The sequence below is a fragment of the Methylobacterium sp. E-066 genome (assembly GCF_022829635.1).
GTDB lineage: Bacteria > Pseudomonadota > Alphaproteobacteria > Rhizobiales > Beijerinckiaceae > Methylobacterium.
The window spans coordinates 1-20,510 of record NZ_JAKSYO010000093.1 but is presented as its reverse complement, the minus strand read 5'-3'; the positions used below and the strand labels follow the sequence as shown (position 1 = coordinate 20,510).

The following is a 20,510-nucleotide window of genomic DNA, read 5'->3' as shown; positions in this document are numbered from 1 at the left end:
GTACGTCCGTCGGCAGAACCGGCTCGATCACCGCCCACTCTGCATCCGTCAGGTCAAACCGCGCCATCCTCGGTCCTCCATTCGAAGAACCAACGACGCCCCGACCAAACCGTGCCACCCGTTATGGGTTCACGACCTAGGGATTGACCCGCAGGCCGAGCAGGAAGGTGTTGTCCCGGAAGCTCGAGCCGGCCACGGTGCTGTCGATCTGCTGGTAGATGTAGGTGCCACGCAAGGTCAGCCACCGGGTGAACCGGTAATCGAGGCGCGCGGTCGCGGAGATGCCGGTCTCCCGGATGGTGCTGCCCTGGTAGTCGTTCTTCAGGAACGAGCCGCCGAGCACGATCGACAGGTTGCGCAGCAGGTCGTGTTGGACCTCCAGGGTCGCGACCTCGGTGAAGATGCCGCTGGAGCCCAGGATCGTGGTCTCGGTCACGCCCGTCGCCGCGGTGAGCCGGACCGTCGTCAGCGGGCTCAGGGACCAGACCAGAGCGGCGTTGACCAGCGGGGCATCGATCGACCGCAACGACGGATCGACGTAGGTCCGGTGCTGGATGCCGGCCGAGATCTCGCCGGTGATCGAGCGCGCGAGCCCGAAGCTCGCCCCGACCATCAGGGCGATGCCGTCGGAATCGCGGCGGATGCCGTTGGTGTCCCGGCGCAGGTCGTAGACGCGGGTATCGCCCAGCAGGTCCACGAACGGGCTGAGATCCGGGCTGACCTCGTAGGCGGTCCGCAGTTGCAGGCTGTACTGGTTCAGGTTGCGGTCGGCTTGGTTGATGATCGTGCCGTCCGAGAGCTGGGCGTTGTCGAACTCCGAACGATCGACCGAGCCGCGCAGGGTCACCGAGAGCCGGTTGAACGTCTCCGTGGCGCCGAGCGAGGCACCGTAGATGGCGAGCAGCGGCCGGCTCGTCGCCGTGGCGGCCTGCAGGTTCGGACTGGACGTGCGCTGGGTATCGACAAGAAAACGGCCTTCCGCGTCGATATGCAGGTCGCGGTTGGCGTCGATGCGCAGGCGGACGGTGCCGTCCGCGGCAGGCCGGCTGGCGGCCTCGTTCTGCGGCGTCTCGAGGTAGGAGCCGCGCAGAGCGCCCTGGAACGAGCTGGAGGACCAATCGCTGCGGAAGTCGACGGCTGCCTCGGTGCGCAAGGCCACCGACCCCTTGGCGAACTGTCGGCTGGTCTGGTCGGGATTCGAATCGTAGCCGACGCTCTGCGCGAAGCTCGGCAGCACCGTGAACGTGCCGATCCGGTAGCCGATCGGTGCGTAGGCCGGATCGGTCGGGATCGGACGCGCAAGGTCGAGGCCGAGGATGAATCCCGGCGTGAGCAGGCCGAGCGCGGGGGTGATCGCGAAGAGCGGCAGGACCGGCCGAGACGCCAGAACCGGCTGCACCGGCACGCCGACCACGGCCTGCTGGACCACCGGGGTGAGGCGAAGCGCCGGGGCCGGCACCTGCGTCACCTCCTGCGTGACCCTGCGGGTCGCGGAACCGATGCGTCGGGGCGGGGCCGCCCGGGTGCGCAGCAGGTCCGACGGCGTCCGGTTGTTCGGTGCCGTGGTCGAGCCGCCGGTGCGCTGGCCGGTGCCGGAGATGCGGGTCCCGAGCTGCGAGAGCCCCGATTGGTTTTGGGTCGGGATCGGCGGCGAGAGTGGCGACCGCAGGCTGTCGCCCCCCGTCTGCTCGCCGCCGGTCGTATTACCGCCTGATGACGCGCGACCATCCTCGCGCGAAAACCCGTCCGGGATGCGGCGCCGCAGAGCCGGGAGACCGTTGGGCGCCGTGTCCTGGCCGATTCCGGGATTGTCGGGCTGGCCGGTGACCGGGCTGATCGCGTCGAAGCGCTGAGCCTGGGATGGCGACGCCGCAAGCGCGAGCGTCAGGGCGACGAGGGCGAGCCGCATCTCCTGCCGTCCCCGCCGATCAACGCCCGTCATCCGCACCTGATCTTGGCCTCCACCTACGCCCCGCGCGCCAAGAGCCGGGATCAACAGATCACGCCGCCGCCTTCGAGGTCGTCGGTATGGTTAATGCAAGCTAGCGCCGGCATGGTTAATGCGCCGTCAACGCCGAACCTCCGCGGCTCTTACGGCCTGGGTGCAGTCGCTCTTAAAATTCGTCGTCGCGTAAAAGTAGCGATTGAGCTTTTCTCGCAGATCCGGTAGCGTCCGGCAGAATTCGACGCGATCCTTACGGGATTGACCGATCTGGATAGTTGCAACGACCGAGGTTCAACGTGAGCGATAGCGCTGAAGCTGAACACGCCGAACACATTGAGCTGGCGGTCGATATCATCGCGGCCTATGTGTCCAACAATTCGGTGCCGCCCTCGGAACTTCCGGGTTTGATCGGCGGCATTCATGCGGCCCTGAACAGCCTTTCGGCTTCGGGGGCGTCCTCAACGACGCTCGTGGAAAAGATGAGCCCGGCGCAGATCCGGAAATCGATTACGCACGATCATCTTGTGAGTTTCGAAGACGGTAAGCCGTACAAGACCTTGCGCCGGCACCTGACCCTGCGCGGGCTCAGCCCGGAGGCCTACCGCGAGAAATGGGGCCTGCCGCGGGACTATCCGATGACGGCGGCAAGCTATTCGGCCCAGCGATCGGAACTGGCCCGTGCCCTCGGCCTCGGCCAGCAGCGCCGCAAGTCTCGCGGTGCGGCGACGCCCGCCGTGGAGGAGGCACCGGCAGCATCCGCGCCGAAGACGCGGGGTCGCAAGAAGGCGCCGGTCGAGTAGAGCCGGGCGCCAAATCCATCGGTCTTGTTTGACAGAGACCAGTCGCGGGCGTGACACGGCGGCGGGATGGCTCGACCGACGAGCGTACGCCGCCGCAATACATGCCGAACATGGTCTCGAAGCGTTATCCGACATCGATCGAGGTCGCCCGCCTCGCCGGGGTCTCGCAATCGGCGGTGTCCCGGACCTTCACACCGGGCGCCAGCGTCTCGGCGCGGACGCGTGACAAGGTCCTGGCGGCGGCGGACAGCCTCGGCTTCCGCCCGAGCCTGATCCCCAAGATCATGCTGACCGACCGGTCCGGACTCGTGGCCCTGGTGGTCGGCGGCCTCGAGAACGCGTTCTACGCCCGCGTCGTCCAGATCCTCGCCGCGCGCCTGCGGGAGACCGGCAACCAGATCCTGCTGGTCCCGGTCGACAGCGACTACACCCTCGACGCCGTCGCGGCGCGGCTCGCGCAGTACCGGGTCGACGCGATCGTCAGCGCCCTGGCCGTGCTCTCGCGGGATGCCGCAGCGACGCTCTCGGCCTCCCGGATCCCGGTGGTCTCGTTCAACACACCGGTGACGGCCGCGCGGGTCGGCTCGGTCGGCTCCGACAACGCGCTCGGGGGCCGGCAGGCCGCCGCCCTTTTGCACGCACGCGGCGTGCGCCATCCCGCCTTCGTGGCCGGCCCCGCCGACAGCCCGGCCAGCACCGAGCGCCTGACCGGCTTTCGCGATGGCCTGCGCGCAGCCGGCCTGCCGGAGCCGCGCGTCGCCGGATCCGCCTACACCTATGATGGCGGTGCCGAGGCGACGATGCAGCTCTGCGCCGAAGGTGCGGTCGACGGCATCTTCTGCGCCAACGATCTCTGCGCGCTGGGCACGATCGACGCCCTGCGGCGCGCGGGGCGGCGCATTCCCGAAGACGTTCGGGTGATCGGTTACGACGATACCCCCGCTGCGTCATGGGGCGGCTACGACCTGACCAGCTTCGATCAGGATATTCCGGCGCTGGTCGAGGCAGCTCTGGCGATGATCGCCCGCATGTCCGCCGAGGATGTCGGCATCGGCGAGCGCGTGCTGATCCCGCCGCGCCTGACCGAGCGCGGCAGCACGCGGTTCTAACCGGCGCCGGTCCCCTGCGATCCGGCTTCTTGCATGCGGCGCAAGGGTGCGTCGCGTTTGCATCGCTATGCAAAAACCGATCAAGCCCCATCCTTGCGTCATGCTGCGTCGCACAAAGTGGCGCCCGTCATACGCTCGAAGGAGGCCGCCGTGCCGCCCCTGCCGATCCTCGCCCTTGCCGTCGCTTCACTCGGAATCGGCACCACCGAATTCGTCATCATGGGCCTGCTACCTGAGGTAGCGCAGAGTTTCGGCGTCACCATCCCGCAGGCGGGCTATCTCGTGTCGGGTTATGCAATGGGCGTCGTCATCGGCGCGCCGATCGTGGCGATCGCCACCGCGCGGCTGCCCCGCAAGACCGCGTTGCTCGCCCTGATGGCGGTGTTCCTGATCGGGAATATCGGCTGCGCCCTGGCGCCGAGCTACGGCCTGCTGATGGCGGCCCGAATCGTCACCGCCTTCGCGCACGGGGCGTTCTTCGGGATCGGTGCGGTCGTGGCGCGCGATCTGGTGCCGCGCGAGAAGCGGACCCAGGCGGTCTCGCTGATGTTCGCCGGGCTGACGCTCGCCAACGTGCTCGGCGTCCCGCTGGGCACCGCCCTCGGGCAGGTGGCTGGATGGCGCTCGACCTTCTGGGCCGTGGTGGCGATCGGAATCGCTGCCGGGCTCGCGATCCAGACCTTCGTGCCCTCCGGCCTGCCCGGCACAAGCGGCGGCCTCGTGAAGGAATTCCGCGCCCTCGGCCGCTGGCCCGTGCTGCGGCCGATGCTGATCTCCACGCTGTCGTCGGTAAGCTTCTTCACGGTGTTCACCTACATCACGCCGTTCCTCACCGGCGTCACCGGGTTCTCGCCGCAGGGCGTGACCGGCGTGCTGTTCGCCGCGGGGATCGGCCTGACGGTGGGCAACCTCGCGGGCGGCCACTTCGCCGACCGGGGCCTGATGGCGACGATCATCGGCGGCTTCATCGGCATCGTCGCGGTGCTGCTGGTCCTGGCCGCAGTGGCGCACCATGCGATCCCGACCGTCGCCGTGCTGGTCCTGTGGTCGGGCCTCGCCTTCGCGCTGGTCTCGCCCCTGCAGATCTGGGTGGTCGAGGCGGCGAGCGATGCTCCGAACCTCGCCTCCACGCTGAACCAGGGCGCTTTCAACCTCGGCAACGCCACCGGCGCCTGGCTCGGCGGCTCGGCCCTGACCCTGGGGGCCAGCTACGGCCATCTGCCGCTGATCGCCGCCGCCGTCTCGATCCTGGGGCTCGGCCTGACGGTCACGGCCGTCAGCCGCAGCGGCAGCCGGATTTTTTCGGCTTCTGCGCCGGGGGCGTAGCGAACGATCTGGAGGGTCAGGCGCCGGCCTTGGGGCACTCGTACCGGTGTGTTCGGCTTCAATGCCGAGGCATCGACCCGTGTCCAGGCCGCGCCGTACCCCCTCTCCCGTGCCGGTTACGGGCTATACAGGTTGGAAGATTCATCTCCCGAGAATTGCTACCCCATACCTGATAACCCGCGCCGTCATTCCGGGTCGCCGCAGGCGAGCCCGGAATCCAGAAACACCGTCGGTGCAAGAGTTTGGCACGTCGGCGGCTCTGGATCCCGGGCTCCGCTGCGCGGCCCCGGGATGACGGCGTGTGGCGGCATCGGTCAAGCCTTTGCTTGAAGAAGAAGACTGAGCCTTCCGCCCTCTGGAGACATGAAAATTCCAACCTGTGTAGCCCGTAGCCCGCAGGGCGAGGGGACCTGCGCCTGATCCGGATTGGCGGTCAGGCCGGCCGCGACGGCCGGCGCGCAACGTGCTAATCGGCCCGCACCAGATCACCGAGCAGGCTTGCCGCCACGGTTGCCTTGGACACCGTCAGGCCGGAGGCGCTGATCGCGTCCACGGCGTCGCGGATGCGGACGAGCGGCGCGCCCCTGGCCTTGGCCCAGGCCGCCACGGCCTCCGGCCCGGCGCCGAGATCGGCCACGACCTCGGCGGTGAGCTTGCGGTGGGCGGCCGCGATGCCGGCCACCGCACGCTCCAGGGCGACCCGGTCGAACGTGTCGGCCACCGGCACGGTCCGGGCCGCGGCAGCGAGCTCGTCCAGCCGGAAGGCGTGCTCCAGGGCGAAGTGGGTCGCCGCAACCTCCTCGACCGGCCGGCCGCTGGCCTCGGCTACGCGGACGATGTCGGGGGCCGAGATCAGGGCGTTGAGCGAAGCGAGGCGCCTGGCCTGCTCCCGGGCCATGCCGTGGCCTTCGAGCTCCGCCGACCGGTCGCCGATTGCGGTGAGCGCCTCAGCCTCCAGCACCTTCGGCAGCGCCGCCTCCACGGCCGCGACGCCGTCGCGGTAGCGCGCCACCAGCGGCGCGAGGCCGCCGGTCAGGTCGAGGTTGCGGATGAACCAGACGATCCGGTTGGTGAGCAGGCCCTGCACCTCGGCGTAGAGGCCGAGCTGGTCCTGCCCGGAGAGGCCGCTTCCCAGGCCGTCGATCGCGAGGTTCAGCTCCATCAGCCCGAAGGCGTCGCGGGTGATCGCGTAGGCCTTGGCGATGGTCGCGGCATCCGCCCCGGTCCCGTCGACCAGCCGCGTGATCAGGGACGGGCCGCCGCGGTTGACGATGATGTTGGCGAGCGCCGTGGAAATGATCTCCCGCCGCAGCCGGTGGCCCTTCACGGCGTCGGGGAATTGCTCGCGCAAAGCTTTGGGGAAGTAGCGCTGCAATTCGCGGTCGAAATACGGGTCGTTCGGCACCGCGCTCGCCAGGATCGCGTCGTAGAGCGACAGCTTCGCGTAGGCGAGCAGCACGGCGTATTCCGGCCGGGTCAGCCCCTCGCCGCGGCGCATCCGCTCGGTGATCGCCGCATCGTCCGGCAGGTATTCCACCGCCCGGTCGAGGCGTCCCTCCGCCTCCAGCGCCTGCATGGTGCGCATAGCGAAGCCGGTCTCGCCCAGGCCGCCGCGCTGGGCCAGCGACAGGGCCAGCGTCTGCAACTCGTTGTTGCGCAGGACCAGCCGCCCGACCTCGTCGGTCATGGCGGCGAGAAGCGTGTTGCGCGCCGCGTAGTCGAGCCGCCCGTCGCGCTCGGGGACCATCAGGGCGATCTTGATGTTCACCTCGACGTCGGAGGTGTTCACGCCGGCGGAATTGTCGATCGCGTCGGTGTTGAGCCGAACGCCCGAGCGGGCCGCCTCGATGCGCCCGCGCTGGGTCAGGCCGAGATTGGCACCCTCGCCGATGGCCTTCACCCGCAGCTCCGGCGCGGTGATGCGCACGGCGTCGTTGGCGCGGTCGCCTGCATCCTCGTCGGTCTCGGTGGTGGCGCGAATGTACGTGCCGATGCCGCCGAACCACAGCAGGTCCGCCGGCGCCTTCAGGATCGCCTGCATCAATTCGGTCGGCGTCGCCTCGGCCCGGTCGAAGCCCAGGGCGGCCCGGATCGGCTCAGACAGCGGAATGGTCTTGAGGCTGCGCGCGAACACGCCGCCGCCCTCGGAGATCAGGGCGCGGTCGTAATCCGCCCAGGAGGAGCGGCCGAGGTCGAATAGGCGCTTGCGCTCGGCGAAGCTCTTCGCCGCGTCGGGGTTCGGGTCGAGGAAAATGTCGCGGTGGTCGAAGGCCGCGACCAGCCGGAGGCTCTCCGAGAGCAGCATGCCGTTGCCGAACACGTCGCCCGACATGTCGCCGACCCCGACCACGGTGATCGGGTCCGTCTGTACGTCGACATCGATCTCGCGGAAGTGGCGGCGCACCGCCTCCCAGGCGCCGCGGGCGGTGATGCCCATGCCCTTGTGGTCGTAGCCCTGGCTGCCGCCGGACGCGAAGGCGTCGCCGAGCCAGTGGCCCTTCTCCAGGGAGAGGGCGTTGGCGATGTCCGAGAAGGTCGCGGTGCCCTTGTCGGCCGCCACCACCAGGTAGGCATCGTCCGGATCGTGCCGCACCGTGTCGGGCGGGGGCACGATCGCCTGATCGACGATGTTGTCGGTGAGTTCGAGCAGCGTGCGGATGAAGATCCGGTAGCTCTCGGTGCCCTCCTGCATCCAGGCCGCCCGGTCCGAGGCCGGCGGCAGGCGCTTGGGGAAGAAGCCGCCCTTGGCGCCCACCGGCACGATGACGGCGTTCTTCACCTGCTGGGCCTTCACCAGGCCGAGGATCTCGGTGCGGAAATCCTCCGGCCGGTCCGACCAGCGCAGGCCGCCGCGGGCGACGTAGCCAAAGCGCAGATGCACGCCCTCGACCCGGGGCGAATAGACGAAGATCTCGAAGAACGGCCGCGGCAGCGGCATCGCCGTGACCTTGGCGCAGGCGAACTTGAAGCTGATCGTCTCCCGCGGGCCGCCCTCGGCGGCTGTCTGGAAGAAGTTCGTCCGCACCGCCGCCTCGACCAGGTTGACGAACCGGCGCAGGATCCGGTCGTCGTCCAGGCTGGTGACGTCGGAAAGCGCCTCTTCGATCAGGGCGCGGGTCTCCGCTTCCTGGGCGGCCCGGTCGCCCTCGAGCTGCGGGTCGAAGCGGGTCCGGAACAGGCTGACGATCGCCCGGGCGATCCCGGGATGACGGCTCAGCGTGCCGGCCAGGTAATCCTGCCCGTAGCGGATCCGGAGCTGGCGCAGGTAGCGGCCCAGCGCCCGGAGCAGCGCCGCCTCCCGCCAGGGGAGGGCGGCTTCCAGCACGAGGCGGTTGTAGCCGTCGGATTCCACCGAGCCGTCGCCCAGCGCCAGCATCGCCTCTTCGAGGGGCCGCTCCAGGGTTGCGAGGTCGATGGGCGCTCCAGTCGCGCGCTCGATCCGCATGTCGTGCAGCCAGACCCGGGCGGATTCGTCGAGCCCCGCCGGCTTGATCCGGTAGGTCCGCTCGTCGATGACCCGGAACCCCAGATTCTCCAGGCCCGGCACCCGGTCGGACAGGGCGATCGCGGTGCCGCGGGAGAACACTTTCAGGCGGACCTGCGCATCGGAATCGCCGGGCCGCCGCTCCAGATGCACGGCGCGCGGCTGCGCGTCGCTCAGCGATTCGAGGATCGCGATATCGGCCACGGCGACATCGGATGCGAAATTGTCCCGGTAAGCGGCCGAGAACGCTTCGGCGTAGCGGGTGGCCAAGAGGCGCGCGCGGTCGCCGTCATGGGCCTCGGCCAGGGCCGCCCGCAGGGCGTCGCCCCAGGTCCGGACCAGGGCCGCGATGCCGGCCTCCAGGGCCGCCGGGTCGCGTTCCGGCACGTTCTCCTCGGACAGGCCGATGATGTAGTGGGTGCGGGCGAGCGGCCCATCCGGGAAATCGGGATCGGCCAAGCTCAGCCGGCCACCATAGGCCTCGGCCAGATAGGCGCCGATCCGGGCCCGAACGGTGGAATCGTAGCGGTCCTTCGGGACGTAGACCAGCAGCGAGACGAAGCGGCCGAACCGGTCCGGGCGCGACAGCACGCGGATCCGCGGCCGGTCGGCAAGGTTGGCGATCGCCAGGGTGAACCGGTACAGCCGCTCGATATCGATCTGGAACAGCTCGTCCCGCGGATAGGTCTCCAGCACCGCCAGCAGGCTGCGCCCGGCATGGCTGGTCGGGTCGAGGCCGGCCCGCTCGGCCACCGCCTCGACCTTGCGGCGCAGGACCGGCACCTCCCGGGTCGGGGCGGTATAGGCCGAAGCCGTGAACAGGCCGACGATCCGCACCTCGCCCGAGAGCTTGCCGGTCGCCGAGAACAGCTTCACGCCGGCATAGTCAAGATACGCCACCCGGTGGACGCGGGACTTCGCGCTCGCCTTGGTGATGATCAGCGCCTGCGGCTCTTCCAGGAAGGCGAGGATCTCGGGCGTGTAGTCCACCGGCGTCCGGCCGCGGCGTAGCGGCGTGGCACCGGGATCGCGCAGCACCCCAAGGCTGGACCCCTCGATCAGCGGATGCCCGTCCCCCTCGATGCCGTGCTGGCGCATCCCCAGCACCAGGAACTGGCCGTCCTTCAGCCAGTCCAGGAAGGCGCGCGCCTCGGTGATCTCGGCCTCCGGCAGCGGGGAGGGGGCGCGGCCGAGGCTATCGGCAAGCTCGGAGATCCGGGCCAGCATGGCATCATGGTCGTCGCTCGCGAGCGCCACGTCCCGGTAGACCTGCGCCAGGGCCTGCACCAGCCGCTCGCGGGCCTCGTCGTCCAAGCGGCCGAGATGGAGGTGGATGAAGCTCTCGCGCGCCAGGCTGCCATGGGCATCCGCGGTGGTCTCCCCGACCACCCGCACCAGCGCGCCCGAGGCGTCGCGCTCGACCCCGAGGATCGGGTGGGCGACGAGATCCGGGGTCAGGCCCTCCTCGGTCAGCTCGGCCAGGGTCGAATCCAGCAGGAACGGCCGGTTGTCGTTGACGACCTCAAGGACCGTGATCTCGCGGGGCCGTCCGTCCCGCACCAGTTCGGCGTCGCTCAGGCGCACCCGGGCCGGATCGCCCGGCTTGCGCGGCTCGGAGAGAAGCGTCCGCGCCCGGACCGCGAGTTCGGCCACCGCGTCGGCCGAGTAGGGAGCCAGGTCTTCCGGGGTGACGCGCCCGAACAGGTCGCGGACGAAGCCGCCGGGGCCGCCTTGTTCGGCGACGATCTCGGCGGCGGCCTCGATGAGTCCGGTCCGGGCCGATTTCTGTTCCGAGGATGACAACGCCGTAGCGGTTTCGAGTGTCATCGTGCCTCTCACGAACCGGGAGTTTGCCCGCGCAGCGATAGCAGGGTGATCCGCCGTGTCGATGACAGCGCGGCGGATTTCCCTGTTCGCGCATGTCGAACCGCGCGAACCGTCAGGTTCGGCTTGTGCGGCGGAAGATACGTGCATATACACGCATTGTGACCAACGATTCCCTGACCGAGCCCTGCACATGCGTTGCGCTGCGCCGGGCCACCCGCGCCCTGACCGCGTCCTATGACGCGGCCTTGCGGCCTGCCGGGCTGCGGGTGACGCAATTCTCGATCCTGCGCCGCCTTGCGCGGCTCGGGCCGATTCCGGTGACGCGGCTGGCCGCGGAGGCCGTCCTGGAGCGAACCACGATGGGTCGCAACCTCGACCCGCTCGAACGGCGCGGCCTCGTGAAGATCGAGGCGGGCCGGGATGCGCGCGAGCGGATCGTTTCCCTGACGGATGCCGGTCGCGAGGCCGTCGCGGCGGCCACGCCCTACTGGCAGGCGGCCCAAGCTCGAATCAACGCGCAGGTCGATCCCGTAACCGTCGCAGCCCTCGCGGAAGCCCTGATCGCCGCCGCCTGACCGACCGTCTCACCCCCCCGGAGCCCGAACATGCCCGCCCCCGTCGAGACGCTCTCCGCGCCGCCCGTGCCGCGCCTGCATTATGCCTGGGTCGTCGCCGGGGTGACCTTCCTGGTGCTGCTGATCGGGGCCGGCGTGCGCGCCACGCCGAGCGTGCTGATCGTGCCCTGGGAGCGGGAATTCGGCTGGACCGCGGCCACGATCAGCGTCGGCATCGCGCTCAACATCTTCCTGTACGGCATGATCGGGCCGTTCGCGGTGGCGATCATCGAGCGTTTCGGATTGCGCCGCTCGGTCTGCTGCTCGCTCTTCGTCCTGGCTCTCGGCACGGCTGCCACCAGCCTGATGACCGCGCCGTGGCAGATGGTTCTGCTCTGGGGCATCGTGGTCGGCTCCGGCTCGGGCATGGTCGCCAACGTGCTCGGCGCCACCGTGGCCGGTCGCTGGTTCGGCAAGCGCCGTGGGCTGGTGATCGGGATGCTCACGGCGAGCAGCGCCACGGGGCAGCTGATCTTCCTGCCGATGCTGGCCTCCCTGGCGGTCGGGTCGGGCTGGCGCTCGGTCTCGCTGCTGGTCGCCGCCGTCACCCTGGTGCTGATCCCGCTAGCAGCCCTGCTGCTGCGCGACCGGCCCGCCGATCTCGGCCTGCCGCGCTACGGCGAGACCGTCGTGACCCCGGCGCCGGTGCTCACCGAGAACCCCGCGGTGCGGGCGCTACGCGGTCTGCGCATCGGCCTGAAGTCGAAGGATTTCTGGCTGCTGTCCGGCACCTTCTTCATCTGCGGCGCCTCGACCAACGGGCTGATCGGCACGCACCTGATCCCCGCCTGCATCGACCACGGCATCGCCGAAGTGACGGCTGCGGGCCTGCTCGCGGTCATGGGCATCTGCGACCTGATCGGGACCACGGCCTCGGGCTGGCTCACCGACCGCTTCGATTCGCGCAAGCTACTCGCCTGGTATTATGGCCTGCGCGGCCTCTCCCTGATCTTCCTGCCCTACTCGTTCGACCTCAGCTTCTACGGACTGTCCCTGTTCGCGGTGTTCTACGGGCTCGACTGGATCGCCACCGTGCCGCCCACCGTGCAGCTCGCCGGAAAGTCCTTCGGCGAGGAGAACGCCGCGCTGATGTTCGGCTGGATCGCCGCGGCACACCAGATCGGCGCCGCCTCGGCCGCCTGGCTCGCCGGCATGGTCCGGACCGATACCGGCACCTATCTCGGCGCCTTCGTGTCGGCCGGCCTGCTCTGCCTGGTCGCCGCCCTGATGGCAGGCTTCGTCGGACGCAATCCCCGGGAGCCGGCCCTGCGCCCGCTGCCGGCCTGAGCTGCATCGCGCGGCAACGTCCGTCATAAGCGTGCCGCGAAGGGAGCGCCTCCGTCGGGCCATCCCTTCGCAGCACGAGTGCGCATTGTGACAATCGCGATCCGGCCCAATCCGCCGGTCCAGCAGGTTCGCGCCCCGCAGACGCGGTCGGGGCCGGGCTTCACCGAGTTCGTCGCCATCATCGCGCTGATGATGGCGGTCACCGCCATCTCCATCGACAACCTGCTGCCGGCCTTTCCGGCGATCGAGGCGCGGTTCTCCGTGCCCGATCCGAACCAGCTGCAACTCCTCGTCTATGTGTTCATGGCCGGGTTCGGCATCGCCCAGCTCGCCTACGGGCCGATCTCGGACACGTTCGGGCGTCGGCCGGTGCTGCTCGCGAGCCTGGCGATCTACGTTGTCGGCTGTGGGCTCGCCATGGTGGCGCCGAGCTTCGGCTGGCTGCTGGCGGCCCGGGTCATCCAGGGCATCGGCGCGGCCGGCGGGCGGGTGCTCTCGGTGGCGATCGTGCGCGACCGCTTCGCCGGCCGTGAGATGGCGAGCGTGATGTCGCTCACCATGATGGTCTTCCTGATCGTCCCGATGATCGCCCCGGCGATCGGCGGCCTGATGCTGGCGCTGGGCTCCTGGGTCTACGTGTTCGTCTCGATGCTGGCGCTGGCCTTCTGGCTGACCGCCTGGTTTTCGCTGCGGATGCCGGAGACGCTGCACCCGGAATACCGCCGCCCCCTCTCGCTCGGGGCGACCTGGGACGCGGTCCGGACCACGGTCACCACTCGGGTCTCGATCGGCTACGCCACGGCGCTCGGCCTGCTCACCGGCTGCATCATGGGCTATGTCGGCTCGGCCCAGCAGGTGTTCGACACCGGCCTCTACCATCTCGGGCCGCTGTTCCCCCTGGCCTTCGGGCTGGTGGCCGGCGCCATGGGCGCGGCGACGCTGATCAACGCCCGGATCGTGCGGCGGCTGGGGATGCGGGCGCTCTCGCACGCCGGCATCATCGCGTTCACGCTGGTGGCCCTGGCTCAGGTCGGCGTGGGCCTCGCCTATCACGGCCATCCGCCGCTGGCGGCGTTCCTCTCGATCCTGGCGGCGAACCAGTTTCTGATGAGTTTTGCGCTGCCGAACTTCAACGCTCTGGCGCTGGAGCCGCTCGGTGCGATCGCGGGCACGGCCTCGTCGTTCGTGGGCTTCTACACGACGATCCTCGGGGCGTTCTCCGGCTACGTGATCGGCCAGGCCTTCGACGGGACCGTGCTGCCGGTCGGGATCGGCTACGCCACCCTCGGGGGCCTGGCGCTGCTGGTGGTGCTCTGGACCGAGCGCGGCCGGCTGTTCAAGGGCGGGGTGGCCGGCTGAGCGTTCGAACTTAACGCAGCCTTCAAACCAATACGGCACCCTCCGGTCAGCCCTTGCAGCCGACCGGATTCGACCATGATCGCCCGCGCCCAGGACGGAACCCTTCTCGCCGCGCGCCTGCTTCTGGCCGCCGCGCTCCTGCCGACCGGGATCGCCCGGGCGCTCAACGTCTCGGGCTTCGCGCTGACACTCGCCGGCAGTGGCATGCCGTTTCCGAACGCTGTCGCCACCGCCGCCGTGGTGGTGCAGGTCTTCGGCCCGCTGGCTCTGATCCTCGGCGTGCTGCCGAGGCTGACAGGGCTGGCGCTCGCCGTCTTCGCGGCGGTGACGGCCGTGATGCTGCACGCGTTCTGGCAATATGTCGGGCCGGCGGCTGTCGCCGAGCGGACGCTCATGCTCGCTGATCTCGGTCTGGCTGGCGGCTTCCTGATGTACGCGCTCACCGGCCCCGGCGCCTGGAGCTGGCAGGGCTGGCGCGCCGGCCAGATCGGCGAGCGGCCGGCCCCGCAGCGCGCACCAGTCAAGGCCGCCGGCAAAAGCTCGGCCGCCCGCGGTAGCAGCAAAAAATCGGGCGGCCGCGCGCCGGCCCGCGCCGCGGCCTGATCGCTCAGCTCGCTCGGGGCTTCAGCTCGGGCGATGCGGACGGCGTCGCGGCGACCATCCTGCGGCCGGAAATCTCGGCGCCGGCATCGGGCGTCAGCTTGCGGAACGCCAGCACGGAGGCCGCCGACAGCACAGCCACGGCGAAGAAGGCCGGCCCGAAATCGCCGGCCTCGATTCCGGTCCGGCCGTGGAACCCGGCCGTGCCCTCCAGCGCCAGGGCGCCCAGGGTGACACCGAGGCTCAGCGACAGCTGCTGGCAGACGCTGGCGAAGCTCGTCGCCGCGCTCATCTCCCGGGATTCGAGGTCGGCATACGCGATGGCGTTGACACAGGTGAACTGCACCGAGCGCGAGCAGCCGCCGATGAACAGCAGCGCGATCATGATCCAGTGCGGCGTCTCCGCTGTGTAGAGCCCGTTCACCGCCAGGAAGGCCGAAGCCAGCACGGCGTTTGAGACCATCACGGTGCGGAAGCCCAGACGGCGCAGGATCTTGGGCGCCAGGGCCTTCACGAACATCGCCCCGGCCGCGGCCGCGAAGGTAATCAGCCCGGAATGCAGGGCGTCGAGCCCGAACCCGACCTGCAGCATCAGCGGCAGCAGGAACGGGATCGCCCCGGTCCCGACCCGGAACAGGCTGCCGCCGAGGATCGCGACCCGGAAGGTCGGGCGGTTCATCAGGTCGAGCCGCACGATCGGGTGGGCGATCCGCCTGGCATGGGCGAAATAGAGCGGCAGCAGGACCGCGCCCGCCGCCAGGCATCCCCAGGAAACCGAGGCCGGCAGGAGGTGGCGCCCCATCGAGGCGAGGCCGAGCATCAGGGCGGCGAGGCCGGTGCCGAGCAGGAAGAAGCCGGCCACGTCCAGAGGCGGCCGCTCCGGCTCGCGGATGTCCTCGAAGTAGAGGCTCGCCAGCACGATCCCGGCAAAGCCGATCGGCAAGTTGATGAAAAAGATCCAGCGCCAGTCGAACCACGTGGTGATCAGCCCGCCGAGCGGCGGCCCCATCACCGGGCCGACCAGCGCCGGGAAGGTCAGGTAGGCCAAAGCGGTGACGAGCTGCGACTTCGGCACGCTGCGCAGCACTACGAGGCGGCCCACCGGCACCATCATGGCCCCGCCCATGCCCTGGAGGAACCGCGCGGCCACGAACCACGCCAGGCCGTTGGCCGCCGCGCAGGCCAGCGATCCGATCATGAACACGACCAGCGCGGCCCGGAACACCGTGCGCGAGCCGTAGCGGTCGGCCATCCAGCCGCTCACCGGGATGAAGATCGCTAGGCTGACGAGATAGGAGGTCAGCGCCAGCTTCAGGGCGATCGGATCCTCGCCGAGGCTCGCGGCGATGCTGGGCAGCGCCGTGGCGATCACCGTGGAATCGGTGTTCTCCATGAACAGGGCGGTGGCGACCGTCAGGGGGACGATCCAGAGCGGTTTTTGGGTCGGGGAAGACATCGGACAGCAGACGCGTAGCGCGCCGGGACGGTTGCACGGCGGGGGCGCCCATTCGCACGGTCGTGTTTCGCGCCTGTATCCGCAACGCAACAGGGGTTGCATCGTGACCGAACACCACCTTTTGTGCGGGTGGTCCAATGGCTACGTTTGGCGCGAGCGGTCTTCCGGCCGTCGATCCCGGCACGGTGCCGGCCGCGAGACCCTCGATGCAGCCCTCTCCGAGCAAGCGCCGTTCCCTGTCGCGGATCGCCGCCGCCGTCGCACTCCTGTCGACGGTCACGGCCTGCGGCACGGTGCTGCTGAACGATCGCGGTTCGCTGACGCGCTACGACCGCCTTCAGGCGAGCAGCGCGGTCGCCTCGGCCTCGCGGCTCTACGTGGACCGGCCGGCTTTGGCCAAGGCCCGCACCGTGCGGATCATCCCGACGGCGTTCCACGCCGATGTCGCGGGCGCCGCGCCGCTGACCCAGGCGGAGCGCCGCCTGATCGCCAACGCCGCCGACCGGGCGCTCTGCTACGACCTGTCGCTGCGCTACGACGTCGTGACCGGCCGCGACGCCGATCTCACCATCCGGGCGCAGGTCACCCGGGTCGAGCCCACCGATCTCCTCGGCGCGGGCGCCACCATCGCGGGCTCGGCCGGCGTGACCGTGGCCTCGCAGGTCGGGCTGAGCGCCGTCGAGGGCATCGGCCGCATCCCGATTCCGCGGATCCCGATCGGGCTCGGCAGCCTCACGGTCGAAGCCGAGGCGCTGGACCGCCGCCGCGAGCAGCGCGCCGCGATGGTCTGGGGCGGGGCCGCGAACTCCTTCACCAGCCAGCCGCGCTTCTCCCACGCCAGCGACGCCTACGATCTCGCCGGCGAGTTCGGCCAGGATTTCGGCTTCATGCTGGCGACGGGTGACGACCCGTTCAACGCCCCCAACACCCTGCCCACCTGGGACCGCATTCGGGTCACCACGCTCGGCGAAGCGCCCCTCGACCCCGATTGCGAGGCCTACGGCCGCGCGCCCGGCATCGATGGCATCCTCGGCGACTATATCGGCCTGCCGCCGGACTACACCGACAAGGGCCCAGCTCCGGCGGCGCGCTGACCGCGCCGCCCATCCCGGTCGGAAAAAGCGGGGGAGCCATGCGCGATTTCCCGCTGCGGCGCGGCGACGGTGCATTGGCGCAGCCGCGGACCCCATGATACTGGCCCTTGCCAACCCGATCCCGCTGCGCAGCCCCCGCGAGCGCGGCCGTCCGAGGAAAGTTGGCACATGGCCCGAGTCGATTCTGCAACGATCATCGAGGGCCTGACCTTCGACGACGTGCTCCTGCGGCCCGCCGCCTCCTCGGTGATGCCGACCGAGGTCAACGTCGCCTCCCGGCTCACCCGCACGATCCCGCTGAATCTGCCGATACTCGCCTCCGCGATGGACACCGTCACCGAGGCGCCGATGGCGATCGCCATGGCGGCCAATGGCGGCATGGGCGTGATCCACCGCAACCTGGAGCCGGCCGAGCAGGCCGAGCAGGTCCGGCTCGTCAAGAAGTACGAGTCCGGCATGGTGATGAACCCCATCACCATCCACCCGGACGAGACCCTGGCCGACGCCTTCGAGGTGATGAAGCGCAACCGCATCTCCGGCATCCCGGTGGTCGAGCGCGGCCCGAACGGCTCCCGCGGCAAGCTCGTCGGCATCCTGACCAACCGCGACGTGCGCTTCGCGACCAACTCCGCCCAGCCGGTCGCCGAGCTGATGACCCGGGACCGGCTGATCACGGTTCGCGAGGGCGTGACCCAGGACGAGGCCAAGCGGCTGCTCCACCAGTTCCGGATCGAGAAGCTGCTGGTGGTCGACGACCATTACCGCTGCATCGGCCTGATCACCGTCAAGGACATCGAGAAGCGCGTCACCTACCCGTTCGCCGTCAAGGACGAGCAGGGTCGCCTGCGGGTGGCGGCCGCCACCACCACCGGCGACAGCGGTTTCGAGCGGGCCGAGCGCCTGATCGATGCCGGCTGCGACGTGATCGTGGTCGACACCGCCCACGGCCACTCGATCAAGGTGCTCGACGCCGTCGCCCGGGTGAAGCAGCTCTCCAACGCCGTCCAGGTGATCGCCGGCAACGTCGCCACCCGCGAGGGCACGAAGGCGTTGATCGATGCCGGCGCGGACGCCATCAAGGTCGGCATCGGTCCGGGCTCGATCTGTACCACCCGGATCGTGGCCGGCGTCGGCGTGCCCCAGCTCACCGCCCTGATGGAGGCCGTGGAGGCCGCCGGCGAGGCCGACATCCCGGTCATCGCCGATGGCGGCATCAAGTATTCCGGCGACCTCGCCAAGGCGATCGCGGCTGGCGCCTCGGTGGCGATGCTCGGCTCGCTGCTCGCCGGTACCGACGAAGCCCCCGGCGAGGTCTTTTTGTACCAGGGCCGCTCGTACAAGTCGTACCGGGGCATGGGTTCGGTGGGCGCCATGGCCCGCGGCTCGGCTGACCGCTACTTTCAGGCGGAGGTCAACGACACCCACAAGCTCGTGCCCGAGGGCATCGAGGGTCAGGTCCCCTACAAGGGCCCGGTCGGCAACGTCCTGCACCAGCTCGCCGGCGGCCTGCGGGCTGCCATGGGCTATGTCGGCGGCGCGACCATCCCGGACTTCCAGGAGCGCGCGCAGTTCATCCGCATCACCAATGCCGGCCTGCGCGAGAGCCACGTGCATGACGTGACCATCACCCGCGAGAGCCCGAACTACCCGTCGCGGACCTGAGGCGGCGCCTTTCCGCAATCACGAGACGCCCCCTCTCCAGCACGGGCTACGATGTTCACACATCGTCTTCGGCGGTGCGCGACGCGCTCTCCTCCCCCTTGCGGGGAGGAGTTGGAGGTGGGGGTGGTTCAGGATCGCGCGTGACGGTGCCTCCTTCACCACCCCCACCCCTGACCCCTCCCCGCAAGGGCTACGGGTTATACAGGTTAGAATTTTCATTTCTCCCCGGCGCGGAAAGCTCAGTCTTGTTCTTCAAGCGAAGGCTTAACCGATGCCGCCACACACCGTCATCCCGGGGCCGCGCAGCGGAGCCCGGGATCCAGAGCCGCCGACGTGCCAAACTCTTGCACTGACGGCGTTTCTGGATTCCGGGCTCGCCTGCGGCGCCCCGGAATGACGGCGCGGGTTATCAGGTATGGGGTATCAATCCTCGGGAGATGAATTTTCCAACCTGTGTAGCCCCTAGCCGCAAGGGGAAGGGGAAAACCCGTGGCGTTTTCGTGGCTTACGACCGAGCGGGATGCGGGAGTCCGCTAGCCCGCACGGGGAGGGCACCTGCGATTTGTTCGGCATCGTGAGACTCTCCCGGCCCGCACGGACGAGGGGACAGCGTTTGCTTGGCGCGCAACGAACCGTCGCCGCCTTGACTCGGTCCTCCCGGCGACCTTCGATGGTCGAGCCCGCATGAACCGATGCGGCCGACGCCTCGTCCCGGAGATACCCAATGCGCACGCTGATCGTCGGAGCCGGGGCGACCGGCGGGTATTACGGAGCGCGGCTCGCGGAATCGGGGGCCGACGTGACCTTCCTGGTCCGGCCGGCCCGGGCCGAGAAGCTGGCGGCGAACGGGCTCGTGCTGCACTCGCCGCTGGGCGACCTGCATCTGGCCGCCCCACCCACCGTGACGGCCGACACGCTGGCGCAGGCGGGGGCGTTCGATCTCGTCCTGCTGTCGTGCAAGGCCTACGACCTCGACAGCGCCATCGCCGATCTGGCACCCGCGGTCGGGCCGCAGACCGCGATCCTGCCGGTGCTCAACGGCTTGTCCCATCTCGACACGCTGGACGCCAAGTTCGGCGCGGAGCGGGTGCTCGGCGGCTGCTGCGCCATCGCGGCGACGCTCGCGCCGGACGGGGCGATCCGGCACATGAGCGAGCTGTGCAGCATCACCTACGGCGAGCGGGACGGGTCGCGCTCGGCCCGGATCGCAGCGATCGACGACCTGATTCGCGGCCTGAAGTTCCAGGCCCGGCTCAGCGACGTGATTCTGCTGGAGATGTGGGAGAAGTGGGTGTTCCTCGCGAGCCTCGCGGGCGCGACCACGCTGATGCGTGCCGCCGTCGGCGACATCGTGTCGGCGCCCGGCGGCGCGGCCTTGATCGCCGCCCTCCACACCGAATGCACCGCGGTCGCGGCGGCGAGCGGGTTCGAGCCGCGCGGCGTCGTCGCCGAGCGGGCGCGGGCGCAGCTCACGGCCGAGGGCTCGACCTTCACCGCCTCGATGCTGCGCGACATCGAGAATGGCGGACGGATCGAGGCCGACCACGTGATCGGCGACCTGATCGCCCGTGCTGGCCGGCTCGCCCCGGAGGCAACGTTCCCGGTGCTGGAGCAGGTCTATGCCGGGCTCAAGGCCTACGAGGCCCGGCGGGCGCGGGAAGCGGCCTGAGGCGTAATCCAATTCGGCTTGAGGACGATCCGACCCACACCCTCATCCTGAGGTGCCCGCGCCAGCGGGCCTCGAAGGAGGCCTCCAGCCAGCCGCACGATTCCTGGAGGGCTCCTTCGAGGCCTCCGCTTCGCTCCGGCACCTTGTATTAGCGAATCATGTCAGATTGCCCCTGTCCCGCGAGGGATGCCGGCTCTGGGGTGGCCACCCCAGAGCCGGCGGCGACTGTCGGATCGTTGGCACCTGAGCCTGTGGCCTGCGCCGCGGGCTGGTCCTGA

Annotated in this window: 13 protein-coding genes; 10 read left to right on the top strand and 3 right to left on the bottom strand. The window is 69.8% G+C overall.

The genetic code is table 11. From position 1 onward, the window contains the following. Positions 1-136 precede the first annotated feature (136 nt). Positions 137-1,909: an outer membrane beta-barrel protein gene (locus MKL20_RS12255; RefSeq protein ID WP_244036890.1), complete on the bottom strand. Its 1,773-nt coding sequence runs from the start codon at positions 1,907-1,909 to the stop codon at positions 137-139. Between the two features lie 332 nt (positions 1,910-2,241). Between MKL20_RS12255 and MKL20_RS12250 the strand changes: the two genes are divergently transcribed. The 3 genes from MKL20_RS12250 (at position 2,242) to MKL20_RS12240 (ending at position 5,180) form a co-directional block, all read left to right on the top strand. Then, positions 2,242-2,745 carry a MucR family transcriptional regulator gene (locus tag MKL20_RS12250; protein ID WP_243971009.1) on the top strand — a complete coding sequence of 168 codons (504 nt, stop codon included), beginning with the start codon at positions 2,242-2,244 and terminating at the stop codon, positions 2,743-2,745. Between the two features lie 50 nt (positions 2,746-2,795). Further along, positions 2,796-3,854: a LacI family DNA-binding transcriptional regulator gene (locus MKL20_RS12245; RefSeq protein WP_244036889.1), complete on the top strand. Its 1,059-nt coding sequence runs from the start codon at positions 2,796-2,798 to the stop codon at positions 3,852-3,854. A 150-nt stretch (positions 3,855-4,004) separates the two neighbouring features. Then, positions 4,005-5,180, top strand: coding sequence for an MFS transporter (locus MKL20_RS12240; protein WP_244036888.1), 1,176 nt, complete (start codon positions 4,005-4,007; stop codon positions 5,178-5,180). A 466-nt stretch (positions 5,181-5,646) separates the two neighbouring features. Here MKL20_RS12240 and MKL20_RS12235 read toward each other — a convergent pair whose 3' ends face one another. Continuing rightward, the gene (locus tag MKL20_RS12235; protein WP_244036887.1) at positions 5,647-10,491 is read right to left on the bottom strand and encodes an NAD-glutamate dehydrogenase; all 4,845 of its coding nucleotides are present in this window, start codon (positions 10,489-10,491) and stop codon (positions 5,647-5,649) included. A gap of 158 nt (positions 10,492-10,649) precedes the next feature. Between MKL20_RS12235 and MKL20_RS12230 the strand changes: the two genes are divergently transcribed. From MKL20_RS12230 to MKL20_RS12215, 4 genes are all read left to right on the top strand, one after another. Further along, positions 10,650-11,066 (top strand): MarR family winged helix-turn-helix transcriptional regulator, encoded by a 417-nt coding sequence (locus MKL20_RS12230; protein WP_244036886.1) that lies wholly within the window; start codon positions 10,650-10,652, stop codon positions 11,064-11,066. 30 nt (positions 11,067-11,096) lie between these two features. Continuing rightward, positions 11,097-12,392 (top strand): MFS transporter, encoded by a 1,296-nt coding sequence (locus tag MKL20_RS12225; protein WP_244036885.1) that lies wholly within the window; start codon positions 11,097-11,099, stop codon positions 12,390-12,392. Between the two features lie 87 nt (positions 12,393-12,479). After that, a complete protein-coding gene (locus MKL20_RS12220; RefSeq protein ID WP_244036884.1) occupies positions 12,480-13,751 on the top strand; it encodes a multidrug effflux MFS transporter in 1,272 nt (423 codons plus the stop codon). Positions 13,752-13,826: 75 nt separating this feature from the next. After that, a complete protein-coding gene (locus tag MKL20_RS12215; RefSeq protein WP_244036883.1) occupies positions 13,827-14,354 on the top strand; it encodes a DoxX family protein in 528 nt (175 codons plus the stop codon). Between the two features lie 4 nt (positions 14,355-14,358). Here the strand turns inward: MKL20_RS12215 and MKL20_RS12210 are convergent, their stop codons facing one another. Further along, complete coding sequence (locus MKL20_RS12210; RefSeq protein ID WP_244036882.1) at positions 14,359-15,807, bottom strand: MFS transporter; 1,449 nt, start codon at positions 15,805-15,807, stop codon at positions 14,359-14,361. Between the two features lie 206 nt (positions 15,808-16,013). On the opposite strand from MKL20_RS12210, the gene MKL20_RS12205 reads away from it, so the two are divergent. The 3 genes from MKL20_RS12205 (at position 16,014) to panE (ending at position 20,232) form a co-directional block, all read left to right on the top strand. Then, entirely contained in the window at positions 16,014-16,901 is an 888-nt protein-coding gene (locus MKL20_RS12205; RefSeq protein ID WP_244036881.1) for a DUF3313 domain-containing protein, read from the top strand. Between the two features lie 168 nt (positions 16,902-17,069). Then, on the top strand, positions 17,070-18,563 hold the full coding sequence (gene guaB / locus MKL20_RS12200) for an IMP dehydrogenase (protein WP_243971029.1): 1,494 nt from the start codon (positions 17,070-17,072) through the stop codon (positions 18,561-18,563). A gap of 724 nt (positions 18,564-19,287) precedes the next feature. After that, positions 19,288-20,232, top strand: a complete 945-nt coding sequence (gene panE, locus MKL20_RS12195) for a 2-dehydropantoate 2-reductase (protein WP_244036880.1) — start codon at positions 19,288-19,290, stop codon at positions 20,230-20,232. Positions 20,233-20,510 lie beyond the last annotated feature (278 nt).